Genomic DNA, 13576 nt, shown 5'->3' on the forward strand with positions numbered 1-13576 from the left:
TGGGCAGGAAGATCACCACAGCCCGGGGAGCGGACCCCGGCATCGGCGACCCCGACCGGCCCTCCCATTGAGCCGGTCGAATGGTTGTCTTGGGCTCCGATCGTAGTGACCGCGCCACTCGCTCGCCGCACCGGGCCGCCACCGGTGTCGCCTTCGTGACCTCCCGGTTCAGGTCTTTCCAGGCAGGCCGGCCCAGGGCGGCGGCCGGCGCACCATGAAGACGTCGACCGGGTCCTGGGACTCCACGACGAATCCGTGACGCTCGTAGAGCCGGCGGGCAGCGCTGCCCCGCAGGACGTTCAGCCCGACGGTCAGTCCCCGCGCGTCGGTCCGCTCCAGCACGGCGCGCAGTACGGCGGAGCCGAGTCCGCGGCCCTGGTGGTGCGGAGCCAGGTAGAAGTGCTCCAGCCACTGCCGGTCTCCGGCGGGCCGGACGGTGACGCACCCCGCGAGTTGACCACCCACCAGCACGACAGACGTGTACCGCGGGGAGAAGGAGTCGCGCAGGCGTTGCCGCACCCGGTGTTCGTCGTAGCGTCCGAGTCGTTCCAGATCGGCGCGCATGACGGTGGCCCGCAACTCCGCGATCTCCTCGACGTCGGTCGCCGCAGCGGCGCGCAGCACCCATTCCGGGCCCTTCACCGGCCTGCCCCGCGCGGACCCCGCCGCCTCCGCTCGCGCCCCGTTCACGGTGTCCGCCGTACCCCCGGTGTCCATGATCGGATTGTCGCAGCCGCCTCTCGCGGCCGGGCCGCCCGCCCTCGGCGCACCACGCTCCCCGCCGCTGCCGCCGGCGTGTTCAGGTCGACGCGCCGATCAGCTCCTCGGCGACCCATCGGGCGACGCCGACCGGGTACGGCGAGGCCAGCCCGAGAACGATGTGGCCGAAGCCGGCGTCGGTCGCGGCCTCGATCGCGTCCCGGGTGAGGTCGGGCCGGTCGTAGGAGACGGCCAGGTGGATCGAGCGGGTGAGGGAGGCGGGGTCGCGGCCGATGTCGGCGCAGTAGCGGTCCAGGAGTGCGCTGCGGCTGATGACGTCGTCCATGTCGCCGCCCGGGATGTTCCACAGGTCAGCGTGTTCGGCGACCACGCGCAGTGTCGCGGAGGAGCGTCCGCCGATGAGGATGGGCGGGTGGGGGCGCTGGACGGGTTTGGGGTTGCCGAACGCCCCGGTGAGCTGGACGTGGGCGCCGTCGAAGTCGAACGGCTCGTCCTCCGTCCACAGCCGCCGGATCACCGTGCAGGCTTCGGCGAGGCTCTCCACGGCGTGCGCGGTGTCGTGGAAGGGCAGTCCGTGCGCCGGGTACTCCCGCCGGGCCTGCGGAGGGCTGGGGCGTGAGCCGACGCCGATGCCGAAGTCGAGCCGTCCGCCGGAGACGATGTCGACGGTGGTGGCGATCTTGGCCAGCATCGCGGGCGGCCGGAACCGGTTGCTGGTCACCAGCAGGCCGAGCCGGAGCCGGCGGGTCTGGGCGGCGAGCGCCGAGAGCAGCGTCCAGCCCTCGTGGACCGGGCCGTGCGGATCGCCTCCGATCGGCATCAGGTGGTCGAACAGCCACGCGTGCTCGATGGCGGGAATGTCGTCCGCCTCGCGCCAGACCCGCAGGATGTCGTGGTAGTCGACCTGCATGGGCGCGGTCATGATCCCGAATCGGGGCCGGGAGGTGTGGGGCATGGAGTCGTCGGTCCTTTCGGCACCGGCGGCGCCGACCGCGGCCGCGAGCCGAGAGCAGGCGCGGCCCGTGTGGTCGCGGTGGACCGCCGGGAGGGGAGGTGGTGGCCGTGGCCGGGACGGTCAGCGGCGGCGCAGGGACGGGTCGAGCAGCGCGGGCGGAGTGTCGAACTTCTCGTCGGCCGCCAGGTCGGTGCCGGGGGCGACGATCGCGTCGATCGCGTCGAGTACGTCGGCGGACAGCACGGTGTCGGCGGCGGTGAGCTGGGAGTGGAGGTGGTCGAGTGTGCGGGGGCCGATGAGCGCGCTGGTCACGGCGGGGTGCGCGGTCACGAAGCCGAGCGCGAGCTGGATCATCGTCAGGCCGGCCTCGTCGGCGACCCCGGCGAGCTGCTCCACGGCGTCGAGCCGGGCCCGGTTGGCGGGCAGGGCGGTGTCGAAGCGCTGGGGCATGAACGCCGAGCGGCTGGTGGTGATGTCCCGGCCCGCGCGGATCGCGCCCGACAGCCAGCCGGAGGCCAGGGGGCTCCAGGCCAGTACGCCGAGTCCGTACTCCTCGGTGACGGGCAGGGCGTGGGTCTCGATTCCGCGCTGCAGGATCGAGTAGCTGGGCTGTTCGGTGACGTAGCGGCTCAGGTGGTGCTCGCGGGCGGCCCACTGTGCCTGGACGATGCGGTACGCGGGGAAGGTCGAGGAGCCGAAGTAGCGGATCTTTCCGGCGCGTTGGAGGTCGGTCAGGGCCGACAGGGTTTCCTCGTCGCTGGTGGTGGGGTCCCAGCGGTGGATCTGGTAGAGATCGACGTGGTCGACGCCGAGTCGGCGGAGGCTGTTGTCCAGTTCGGTGACCAGCCAGCGGCGCGAGCTGCCCCGGTGGTTGCGCTCCTCCCCCATGGGCATGGTGGCCTTGGTGGCCAGCACGATGTCGTCGCGGCGGCCGGCGATGGCCTTGCCGACCATCTCCTCCGACTCGCCGGCGCTGTACACGTCGGCGGTGTCGATGAGGTTGACGCCGCCCTCCAGAGCGGCGTCGACGATGGCGGTGGCCTCGTCCTGGGTGGTGCGCCCGATCGCGCCGAAGTTCATCGCGCCGAGCGCGAGGGAGCTGACCTGCACACCGGTGCGGCCCAAGGTGCGGTACTGCATGACCGTGTTCCTCCAGCAAGGGTGAATCATGGGAAGTGCGTGGCTTGGTTGTCGGGCTTCCGTTCTGACATCATGGACAAACGGAACCTCGTTCCGTTAACAATACGGAACCGTGTTCCGTTTATCAACCCGGTGGCGGAAGGAGCGGAACGGTGAGCGACAGCGACGAGGGCGCGGGGCCCACGGCCCGGTCCCAGCGGAAGGACGCCCAGCGCAACAAGGAGTCACTGCTGGACGCGGCCGCCGCGGTCTTCGTGACGGCGGGCGTGGAGGCGCCGGTACGCGACATCGCGGCCAAGGCGGGCGTCGGGACGGGCACCATCTACCGCCACTTCCCCACCCGGGCGGATCTCATCGTCGCCGTCTACCGGCACCAGGTCGAAGCCTGCGCCGAGGCGGGTCCCGCCCTGCTGGCGAGCAGCCCGACCCCCTACACCGCACTCGGGCAGTGGATCAACCTCTTCGTCGACTTCCTGGTCACCAAGCACGGACTGGCCGCCGTCCTCCAGTCCGACAACGCCGGATTCGAGACGCTGCACGCCTACTTCCTCGACCGCCTGGTGCCCGTCTGCACCCGCCTCCTCGACGCGGCGGCCGAGTCCGGCGAGATCCGCGCCGACCTCAAGGCCCTCGAACTCATGCGCGGCGTCGGGAACCTGTGCATCGGCGCGGACAGCGACCCCCGCTACGACGCGCGCCGACTGGTCGAACTCCTCATCGCGGGGCTGCGCCGCCCGCGGTGACCCCCGCCGTCCGTCGCCGAACAGCGGCGGTCACCGTCTCAGACGGTCACAGCACGTCCGTCAGGCGGTCGACCTGGTGCGGGTCGAGGCCGTAGCAGTAGAGCATGACCTCGTCCGCGCCGAGGTCGCCGAAGGCCGTGATCGCGGCGCGGATCTCGGCGGGTGTGGTGAGTGTTCCGTCGACCATCCGCTCGGCCATGCCGGTGAAGGCGTAGTACGCGTGCGTCCGGGAGCGGGCGTCGTCGATCACCTGCCGCGGGCCGAGCGCGACGTTGACCTGCGCGACGAGACGCGGCTCGCCGTCACGGCCGTACTCCTTCCAGAACCCGCGGACCGTGTCGAACAGGCCGCCCGCCCAGGACGGTGCCGCGGCGGAGAGGAAGCCGTCCCCCCAGCGCGCGACGCGCTCCAGTGCGGCGGGCTTGAAGCCGCCGAACAGGACGTCGGGACCTCCGGGCCGGGCGGGGGCGGGGCCGATCGGGCCGGCCCCGCCGCCGTACGGCGCTCCGGACCACAGGCGGCGCAGCACCGCCATCTGCTCGTCGAGGCGACGGCCTCGCGTACGCCTGTCGACGGCCGTGACCTGGTGGTCGTCGTCGCGCCCGCCGATGCCCAGGCCGAGCACCAGACGGCCGCCGGTCATCCGGTCCAGGGTGGCGGCCTGCTTGGCGAGCAGGGCGGTGTCGCGCAGCGGGGCGAGCAGCACCTCGGTCTGGACACGGACGCGGGAGGTCGCACCGGCCAGTACGGCCAGCGCGACGAGGGGTTCCGGGTTGTCGTAGACCAACCGGTCGAGCAGGCCGAGCGTGCTGAAGGGCCCGGCGTCGGCGCGCTGGGCCCAGGTGAGCAGGGTGGTCGGGTCGCCGATGGGCAGACCGATACCGACGTTCATGGGAGAGACCTCCGGACGGAAGGGTCGACAAGGACACCTGCCGCCCCTCCGGCACCTCGGTGAGGTGGGACGCTCCCGCCCTGCGGCGTACTTCCGGGGAGCGTCTCGTCGAAGTGACCTCACCATAGGGCGGATCGCTCCGCCGGGACAACCGGATATCCCCGGCGAGGACGCCCCGCGGGCTCGCCCCGCTGCGACAACGGGCCGCGCCGGCGCGCCCGTTGTGCGCTCAGGCGCGGTCGGCGTCGTCCGTCACCGTCGCAAGGCGGTACACGGAGACATGGGACCCCGAGTCGGCGGTGAACGCCGCCCCGGACCAGTCCGCGTGCCGGCTCTCCAGCTCGAATCCCGCCAGCCGGCCCATGAGGTCGAGTTCGGCGGGCCATATGTAGCGGTGGGGACTGCGCGAGAGCCGTGTCTGTCCGGTGTCGCCGAACCGGAAGTGGTGCGAGACGACCCGCTGGTTCAGGACGTCGTAGGTGTCCAGGCCGATGTAGCCGGGATCGGACCGCCAGACGGTGGCCGTCTGCCCCGGCGGCAGTCTGCGCAGCTCGGGCACCCACAGTTCGACGACGAAACGACCACCGGGCGCGAGATGGCGGGCGGCGTTGCGGAAGCACGCGACCTGTTCGGCCTGGGTGAGCAGGTTGGAGATGGTGTTGAAGACGAGGTAGACCAGCGTGTACGTGCCGGGGGCGGTCGTCGTCGCCATGTCTCCGATGATCACCGGGATGGTCGTCTCGTCCGCCTTGGTGCGCAGTCGCTCCACCATCGGCCGTGACAGCTCGACGCCGGTGACGGGCACTCCCCGCGCCGCGAGCGGAACGGCCACCCGGCCGGTACCGACGGCGAACTCCAGCGCCGCCCCGGTCCCCGCGAGCTCGGCGAGACGGTCCACGGTCGGCCCGAGCACCTCGGGTGCGAACATGCCGGTCCCGGGTGTGTCGTAGTCCCGTGCGACCTCGGTGTTCCAGATGTCCTCCTGCTGCATTCCTCCCACGGTCGGCGCGCGCCCGTGAGAAGTCCAGCGAATATCCGGCGGGCGCGCTCCTGTTGGCGGGCCGGGGCCGCGCGGGCGGGCCGTGGGTGCGGGTGGTGGGTGCGGGCCGTGGCCGCGGGCGCGCGGTCAGGTGAGCGCGGCCCGTTCCTTCGCGGCTCGTACGGCCGCGGAGAGGCTGGCGATGTCGTACGCGCCGTGGTGGCGGCGCCCGTTGACGAAGAACGTCGGTGTTCCGGACACCTGGCTGAGGTCGGCGGACTCCACGTCCTCGGCGACGCGCGGGGCGCCGGTGTGCTCGCGCAGGGCCTTGCGGAACCGGTCGGTGTCGAGGCCGAGTCGACCGGCGTAACGGATCAGGTCGCCGGCCCTGAGGTCGCCCTGGTGGGTGATCAACAGGTCGTGCATGTCCCAGTAGTCGCCCTGGTCGGCTGCCGCTTCGGCTGCCTCGGCGGCGAGTTGGGCGTGCGGGTGGACGTCCTCCAGGGGCAGGTGCCGCCACACGTAGCGGACGTCGCCGTGGCCGGCGAGCAGTTCGCGGACGACCGGTTCCGCGAGCCCGCAGTAGGGGCATTCGAAGTCGCCGTACTCCACGACGGTCACGGGGGCGTCGAGCGGTCCGCGGATGTGGTCGCGGTCGTTGTCGACCGGCACCGCCAGGTCGATGATCCACTCGCCCGTTCCGAGCAGGGCGCGGCTGCGTGAGCGTGCCGGCAGGAACCCGATGACCCGGGTGACGACCCAGGTCAGGACGAACGAGCACAGCACCGCGCTCAGGATGCCCACCTTGGCCTGGGCGAGCTGTTGCCCGGAGAAGGCGAGGGTGCCGATGAGGAGGGAGACCGTGAAGCCGACGCCGGCGATGGACCCGCCGGCGAGGGTCGCACCCCAGCCGACCGGTGGGTGGAGGCGGCCGTGGCTGAGCCGCGAGGTCAGCCAGGAGACGCCGAAGACGCCCAGCGGCTTGCCCAGCACGTAGCCGAGGAGGATGCCCAGCGTGACGGGCGAGGCGAAGGCGTCGGCGAGCCGGCCGGCGCTGATGGTGATGCCGGCGTTGGCGAGGGCGAACAGCGGCACGATGACGAAACTCGTCCACGGGTGGAAGAGGCGTTGCAGCCGTTCGTTCGGGGAGAGCGTGGAGGCGAGTCCGAGGCGTACCTCACGTTCGAGTTCCGGGGTGGGCTGTTCGCGGAAGAGGCGGAACAGACCGCTCGCGCGTTCCAGGTCGCTGCGGCTGGCCGGGTAGGCGTAGGTGAGCAGGCCCATGGCCAGGCCGACGACCACCGGGTCGACGCCGGACTTCAGCAGGGCCACCCAGGTCGCCGTGGCCAGCAGCGCGTACACCGCGCCGCGCCGGATTCCGGCGGCCCGTATCAGGAGGATCACGCCGAACAGTCCGAGCGCCGCCAGGAGGGCCGGCCACTGGATGTGGCCGCTGTAGGCGACGGCGATGACGACCAGGGCCACGAAGTCGTCGACCACCGCCACGGTCAGGATGAAGATGCGCAGTCCGCCGGGGAGGCGGTCACCGAGCAGTGCCAGCATGCCCAGGGCGAAGGCGGTGTCGGTCGACATGGCCACGCCCCATCCGTGCAGGGAGGAGTGTCCGGCGTTGACGGCGAGGTAGATGGCGACGGGCACGGTCATTCCGCTGATGCCGGCGAGCAGCGGAAGGGTGACCCGGCTGCGTTCGCGCAGCTCGCCCATGTCGAACTCACGCCGGGCTTCGAGGCCGACGACGAGGAAGAACAGCGACATGAGCCCGCTGTTCACCCATTCCCGCAGGTCGAGGGAGACTCCGCCGGAGCCCAGGTGCACCGACAGGTGGGTGTGCCAGAACTCCTCGTAGGTGCCGGGACCGGTGTTCGCCCAGACCAGGGCGGTGATCGCGGCGAGCAGGAGGATGAGGGCGCTGCCGGTCTCGGTTCTGAGGAAGTCGCGCAGGGGGGTGCGCAACTCGTTGCCGCACTCGGTCCGACCGGACAGGTTGGGGGCCGCTGGCGACATGCTCATACCGTGATTCTCCCGCCCGTGGGGGCCGAGTGCCGAAAGGCCGTGGTGCGCGGCAGCGACGTGTCATGCCGCGGCACTCGGAACGTGGACCACCTGGTTCTACACCCATCCGCGGCGCGCCGCCTGCCACGCCGGTTGTCCAGCAACGGCCGGCATCGGCATCCCCCCACGGCAATTGCCAACGTAAGAGTCCGTTTCGACTGCCGGCGACCACGGCGGCATTGCGTGTGATCAGCAGCCCTCGTGCCATGGCAACCTGCGTGCCTACAGAGAATTTGGATCCGGAGGTACACCTCGCGTGGCGGCGAAGAGCAATCCCACTGTCAGGAGACGCCGTCTCGGGGCCGAGCTTCGCCGGCTCCGCGTGGCCAGTGGGCTGAAGAGCACCGAAGTGGCTGAGCGGCTCATGGTCTCCCAGCCCAAGATCAGTCATCTGGAGAACGGCAACCGCGCCGTCAGCCCCCGTGATGTGCGCGACCTGTGCGCGATCTACGACGTGACGGACCAGGAGGTCATCGACTCTCTGACGGAGATGGCCAGGGAATCCGGGCAGCCGGGCTGGTGGCACCCCTACGGCGGCCTCTGCGACAGCGTCTACATCGGCCTGGAGACTGACGCCGCTTCCCTGCACACCCACGCCCCCATGGTGGTGCCCGATCTGCTGCAGACCCCCGCCTACGCGCAGGCTGTCATCGAGGAAACGATCCCTCACCTCACTGCCGAACAGGCCGCCACGCGCCTCAAGGTGCGGCTACGCCGTCAGCACCGGATCTACGACCCGGCCTGCCCGCTGCGCCTGTGGGTCCTCCTCGACGAATCGGCTCTGCGCCGCGTCGTCGGCAGCCGGGACGTCATGCGTGAACAACTGGAGCACCTGAACGCCCTCAGTGCCGAGCCGCACATCACGGTGCAGGTCCTTCCCCACGCGGCGGGCGCGCACCCGGGGCTGTCAGGACAGTTCTCCATCCTGCGGTTCGCCGACGCTCTCGAGGCGGGGGTGGTGTACCTGGAACGGTTCACCAGCGATCTCTACCTGGAGAAGCCGTCCGACGTGCAGCACTACAGCGTGATGTACGACCACCTCCAGGCCCAGGCCCTCCCTCCGGACGGCAGCCGCGACTTCATCACCGACGCCACCAAGTCGTACACCGGCGTGGCGATCCGGCCGTGAGCGCCGGCCGCGGGAGTTGGTCCCTGCCGGGCCGCCGGTGAAGCACAGCGACCGGTCCCCGGGCGCCGCTTCCGCTCGCTGACCACCGGCTCCTCACTGCCGTAGCCGACCGGCGGAGGGCGGGCTCTCCAGCCGGTCCACCACTGCGCGGTCACGGATCTGGAGCGCAGCCAGGTGGCCGGCGTCGGTCCAGGGCCGAGACCCTCAAGGAGGACCTGGCCGATCCGTACCTGGAGTCTCCCGGACGCGGCCCCGGGAGGGGTACCGGGGTCGGGAGGCGTTTCCGTGACGACCGACCGGCGTCGTCCGGCGACCTGGCTTCACCCTGCCGATCGCGGAAAGCACCGCTTCAGCCGACTGCGGATACCCGGTCCGCCGCGAGGGGGCGTAGTGGCTTGGTTTCGACAGGTGTCTTCCGCGGAGGGTCGAACAGCTCACGGCGTCCGGTCACGTTTTCGCGATCACAGGGATCCCGATTCACACCGCACACGGACGGCAAGGGCCTCGCCCGCCGCCTTCAGCGGCGACTGCTCGCCAATCCGTCACGCCTCGCTCGGCGTGACGTCGGCGGAACAGTCAAACTCGTTTTTTGCGACGCCTGCCTGTCGTGGGGCTGACGGAGATCGGCCTGGTTCGTCGGCCGTCGGACCAGCGGCTTCGCCGGCCGCCGGGCCCCGTGGTGCGACGAGCCCGCATGTTTCCGCTCGGGCCCGGCCGCATGCGGTTTCCCACCCGGACGGGCTCGCCCACGAGAATCGCACCCGGCGGCTCGGCTGACGAACACCGCCCACGCGATGCCCATTCGAGGACCTGACGCATAGTCGGAATGGCGAATCTAACTATTTACGCAGCACTGTGCGCTGTTTGAATGAGCGGGAATTTCCCATGCCCAGTTTGCGCCGACTCAAGGATATTTCTGCGTAATATGCGGCGTCAGCGACAAGGCTTTCCGGGTGCCCGGTAGGGCCCGGAATGCCACGACCCCCACAGAAAATGGCCTCTTGATGAAGCTGAAGATCCCTCAAGCGACTGACCGCCGTACTTTGTCCGGCGTGATGGCTTCCGTCCTCGCCACGACCATTGCCGTCGTGTTGGTCGCCCTCACGCCGACTCAGGCGCTGGCCATCGCCACTCCGGTGCCGTTGGCCACGACCGCGAGTTTCTCCGTTCTGGCGGGTCAAGGAGTCACCAACACAGGCCCCTCGGTGATCAGCCACGACCTCGGCACGCACCCGAACCCGTCCATCACCGGATTCCCGCCCGGCCAGGTACTCGGTGCCGTGCACGCCGCGGACGCCGTCGCGCTTCAGGCCAAGGCCGACCTGGTCACGGCCTACAACAACGCGGCCGGCCAGGCCACGGACTTCGCGCTTCCGGCGGCAATCGGCAACGGACAGACACTGCTTCCGGGCGTCCACACCGCTGTCTCCGGTGTCGGTCTCACCGGTGACCTGACCCTGGACGCCGGGGGGGACCCGAACGCCGTCTGGGTGTTCCAGATCCCAGAAGCCCTGACGACGGCGACCTCAAGCCGAGTGCTCCTCACGAACGGGGCTTCGGCGTGCAACGTGTTCTGGCAGGTCGGGAGTTCCGCCACCCTCGGCACCACCTCCACCTTCGTGGGCACCATCATGGCTCTGACCTCGATCACCGTCACGACAGGGACGAACATCGAGGGGCGGGCGCTGGCCCGTAACGGCATCGTGACGCTCGACAACAACCGGATCTTCCTCGGCGGGTGCGCGACCTCCACCACTGGTGGAACGACCACCACGGGAACGACCACCGGCACCACGACCGGAACCACCGCGGGAACGACCACCACGGGAACGACCACCGGAACCACCGCGGGAACGACCACCACGGGAACGACCACCGGAACCACCGCGGGAACGACCACCGGCACCACCGCGGGAACGACCACCACGGGAACGACCACCGGCGGGGGGCTCCTTGGCGGTGGCCTCGTCAGCGGCGGTCTCGTCACGGGTGGCCTCCTGGGCGGACCGATCGTCGGGACCGGCGGCACCTCGGGCAACGTCGCCGGCAACACGTCCGGGAACACCGCGGGCAACACCGCCGGGAACACCCCCGGCGGACAGGGCAACGGCGAACACGACCATGCGCCGGGCGGACCGGGCACCGGCGGGCACGACCATGCGCCGGGCGGACCGGACCACGAGGGCAAGCCCGGCAAGCCGCACCACGGCGGCAAGCTGGACATGGAGGACTACATGCATCCCGGCAAGCCTGACCACGGCAAGCCCGACCACGGCCAGGACGAGCACGGCAAGCCCGACTACAGCCAGGAGGAGCACGGCAAGCCCGACCACAGCCAGGAGGAGCACGGCAAGCAGTCGGACGAGAACTACGGCTACGAGGGGGCGCCCGAGGGCTACCAGGGCGAGGACCACTCCGAGAGCCACGAGGGCTAGACGGCACACCGCGGTCGGTCCGCTCACCAAATGACGGCGCGCGGCGGGATTCTCATCGAGTCCGCCGCGCGCCGTCGGTGGCAGACGGCGAGAAATCCAGGCGCGAGCAGTTCACAGAGAAAGACAGGTAGGCGGTGTCGAGCGGAATCGACTCGGCGGACGTGGAGGAAATCCAGCAGTCCGTCTCCGGTGCGGCCACGCGAGAGTGTTCTGACCCCATGGCCGAGCCCCGCGGGCTGCACAGAAGCGCTCGCGTACTGAATGCAGGGCTGTACACCGCCGTGGCTTTGTGCCTGGCGACGAGTGTCGTCCACGTGTTTCTGGTGTTCCTCCACGTGGCGCCGGCCAACACCGTCTCCAGACGCTACACCCCACTGATCAACGCATGGGTGTACCCCTTCTTCGAACAGAACTGGCGGCTTTTCGCTCCGGACCCCGAATCCGTCAACCGGCAGATTCTGGCGCGAACCGCGCACACCCGCTCCGACGGATCAGCTCAGGTGAGTTCCTGGTTCGACCTGACCGCCGTGGACCGTTCGGCGGTCGAACACCAGCCGTTCCCGAGCCACACCGCACAGAACATGTTGCGCCGTGCCTGGGCCGGCTACGTCGACTCGCACGGAGCGGACGACGAGTCGCACACCGAACGTGCCCTGATGATGCAGAAGTACCTGAGCAACATCGCCGCGGACCGTGTCGCCGCCCGCCGGGACCGCCCGGGCCGCAGCTTCGACTTCATTCAACTCCGCGTCGTCACACGGCCGATCGCCGTGCCCGGCCCCACTGCCGGCAAACGCCCGCCGACACCGACAGAGAACCGGCTCCTGCCCTGGTGGAAGGTGACCCACGATGGAAAGTGAGACGCAGGGGACCGCGTCCGTCGGCATCGTCCGGTGGCCTGCCGACCGGATCACCACCGTGTGGAACCTGTTGACCGGCCGCCCGCTGTCCCTGTACGGGGCGTCGGTGCTGCGCATCGGCTACGGACTGCTCTATCTGGTCTTTCTGCTGCGGGAGTTCCCGCACCGTGACGAGATCTGGGGTCCCGGCTCTCCATGGACGCCCGCCCTGTCACGCCAGCTCTTCGAGCAGACGGGCTGGTTCAGCGTTCTCGTCCTGTCCGACAGTCGCGCCTACTTCGAACTCTGCTACGTGCTGGCACTGGTCACGGCCGCGTTGTTCATGCTGGGCTGGCGTACCCGTGTCCTGTCGGTCCTCTTCGCCGTCGTGGTGACCTCGTTCCACGGCCGGGCGATCTTCATGACGGACGGAGGCGACAACCTGGTCCTGCTGATGTCCCTCTACCTCGTCCTCACCGCGTGCGGCCGGCGCTGGTCCCTGGACGCGCGCAGGGACCGGCTGAAGACGGTTCGTGCGGCCGATGCGCCGGCCTCGGCCCAGAGCCCCTTCGCGTGGCAACTCCGCGATGCCCGAACCACGTTGGTCACGGTGGTCCACAACTGCGGCATGTTCCTGATCGCGGCACAGGTCTGTTTCCTCTACGGCTCAGCCGGTCTGTACAAGGTCCAGGGAGCTTTCTGGGGCGGCGGCACCGCGCTCCACTACGTCCTGAACCTCGACCTCTTCCGGCCCTGGCCCTTCCTCTCCCACTTCGTGGACGAGCACGCACTGGTGGTCGCCGTCGCCGGCTACCTGACCGTGCTCCTGCAGGTGGCCTTCCCGTTCGTGCTCTTCGGCAGGCTCAAGTACCCGGTCCTCGCCATGCTGCTGGGCATGCACGTCGGCATCGCCGTCCTGATGGGGCTGCCTCTCTTCTCCGGCGCGATGATCGTCGCGGACGCCGTGTTCCTTCCCGACCGCTTCTACACCTTCCTGCCTCGCCTCCGCAGACGCACGGTGCGGCGGACGGACGGCGGGCGCACGACGCCCGGACGAGCGGCGGGCCCCGGATCCGTACCTGCGCAAGGCGGACCGGGCGACACGAGGAGTCTGGACATCCACGGCGGCCGCCACCGCACTCCCCCGGCTTCCGGCTGACGGCCCGCGGGCCGTCAGCCGTGGGTGAGGTCCTGCCGCATGCGGTCGCGCAGGACCGGGAAGACCGTGTACCACTGGTCGCGGCGCTGCTGGTAGGCGCCCTCCGCGAAGACTGTGCCGTGCTCTATGGCGTCGCGGAAGTCACGGAGTTCGTGGAAGGCGGCCGTCGAGGCGCGCGTGACCGATTCGGGTGCGGTGAGGCCGAGTTGGTAGCGCAGTTCGTAGCAGCCGCTGGAGCGGAACGTCTCCCTGGCCGTCCGGGCCCTTTCCTGCTCCGGCATGTCGGGGCGCCGGGCGGTGTCGCGTAGCGCGTTGTCGGTGCGGGAGAGAGCGGCGAGGTATTCGGCGTACAACTGGCGTTTGACCTCCTGGTGTCTGGCCTGCTCGTCCCGCCGCCACCTCGCGTGGTCCGCGACGAGGTTCGACAGGACGGCGATCACCGCGCCAAGGGCGGTGGTGGCGATGAGTGCCCAGCTCATGGCGGAACCAACTCCAGTCGCGACGGGTGTGTT

Annotated in this window: 12 protein-coding genes; 5 read left to right on the forward strand and 7 right to left on the reverse strand. The window is 70.2% G+C overall.

Annotated elements, in window-relative coordinates:
* Positions 1 to 168 precede the first annotated feature (168 nt).
* From AC07AZ_RS16980 to AC07AZ_RS16990, 3 genes are all read right to left on the reverse strand, one after another.
* Positions 169 to 717 (reverse strand): N-acetyltransferase family protein, encoded by a 549-nt coding sequence (locus AC07AZ_RS16980; RefSeq protein ID WP_478848354.1) that lies wholly within the window; start codon positions 715 to 717, stop codon positions 169 to 171.
* Between the two features lie 82 nt (positions 718 to 799).
* Positions 800 to 1675, reverse strand: coding sequence for an LLM class flavin-dependent oxidoreductase (locus AC07AZ_RS16985; RefSeq protein ID WP_478848356.1), 876 nt, complete (start codon positions 1673 to 1675; stop codon positions 800 to 802).
* A 120-nt stretch (positions 1676 to 1795) separates the two neighbouring features.
* The gene (locus AC07AZ_RS16990; RefSeq protein ID WP_478848358.1) at positions 1796 to 2815 is read right to left on the reverse strand and encodes an aldo/keto reductase; all 1020 of its coding nucleotides are present in this window, start codon (positions 2813 to 2815) and stop codon (positions 1796 to 1798) included.
* A gap of 152 nt (positions 2816 to 2967) precedes the next feature.
* Here AC07AZ_RS16990 and AC07AZ_RS16995 point away from each other — a divergent pair, with 152 nt between their 5' ends.
* Positions 2968 to 3558, forward strand: a complete 591-nt coding sequence (locus AC07AZ_RS16995; protein WP_478848360.1) for a TetR/AcrR family transcriptional regulator — start codon at positions 2968 to 2970, stop codon at positions 3556 to 3558.
* A 46-nt stretch (positions 3559 to 3604) separates the two neighbouring features.
* Here the strand turns inward: AC07AZ_RS16995 and AC07AZ_RS17000 are convergent, their stop codons facing one another.
* From AC07AZ_RS17000 to nhaA, 3 genes are all read right to left on the reverse strand, one after another.
* Positions 3605 to 4450: an LLM class flavin-dependent oxidoreductase gene (locus AC07AZ_RS17000; protein ID WP_478848362.1), complete on the reverse strand. Its 846-nt coding sequence runs from the start codon at positions 4448 to 4450 to the stop codon at positions 3605 to 3607.
* 229 nt (positions 4451 to 4679) lie between these two features.
* Positions 4680 to 5441 carry a class I SAM-dependent methyltransferase gene (locus AC07AZ_RS17005; protein WP_478848364.1) on the reverse strand — a complete coding sequence of 254 codons (762 nt, stop codon included), beginning with the start codon at positions 5439 to 5441 and terminating at the stop codon, positions 4680 to 4682.
* 135 nt (positions 5442 to 5576) lie between these two features.
* Positions 5577 to 7460, reverse strand: coding sequence for a Na+/H+ antiporter NhaA (gene nhaA / locus AC07AZ_RS17010; protein ID WP_478848366.1), 1884 nt, complete (start codon positions 7458 to 7460; stop codon positions 5577 to 5579).
* A gap of 298 nt (positions 7461 to 7758) precedes the next feature.
* On the opposite strand from nhaA, the gene AC07AZ_RS17015 reads away from it, so the two are divergent.
* From AC07AZ_RS17015 to AC07AZ_RS17030, 4 genes are all read left to right on the forward strand, one after another.
* Entirely contained in the window at positions 7759 to 8631 is an 873-nt protein-coding gene (locus AC07AZ_RS17015) for a helix-turn-helix domain-containing protein (protein WP_478848368.1), read from the forward strand.
* A gap of 1004 nt (positions 8632 to 9635) precedes the next feature.
* Positions 9636 to 11066, forward strand: a complete 1431-nt coding sequence (locus tag AC07AZ_RS17020) for an ice-binding family protein (RefSeq protein ID WP_478848370.1) — start codon at positions 9636 to 9638, stop codon at positions 11064 to 11066.
* A 218-nt stretch (positions 11067 to 11284) separates the two neighbouring features.
* The gene (locus tag AC07AZ_RS17025) at positions 11285 to 11926 is read left to right on the forward strand and encodes a DUF5819 family protein (protein ID WP_478848372.1); all 642 of its coding nucleotides are present in this window, start codon (positions 11285 to 11287) and stop codon (positions 11924 to 11926) included.
* A complete protein-coding gene (locus AC07AZ_RS17030; protein WP_478848374.1) occupies positions 11916 to 13064 on the forward strand; it encodes an HTTM domain-containing protein in 1149 nt (382 codons plus the stop codon). Before AC07AZ_RS17025 ends, AC07AZ_RS17030 begins: the two co-directional genes overlap by 11 nt.
* A 14-nt stretch (positions 13065 to 13078) precedes the next feature.
* Here AC07AZ_RS17030 and AC07AZ_RS17035 read toward each other — a convergent pair whose 3' ends face one another.
* On the reverse strand, positions 13079 to 13543 hold the full coding sequence (locus AC07AZ_RS17035; RefSeq protein WP_478848376.1) for a hypothetical protein: 465 nt from the start codon (positions 13541 to 13543) through the stop codon (positions 13079 to 13081).
* Between the last annotated feature and the right edge of the window lie 33 nt (positions 13544 to 13576).

The sequence above is a fragment of the Streptomyces sp. NPDC043878 genome (assembly GCF_056435735.1).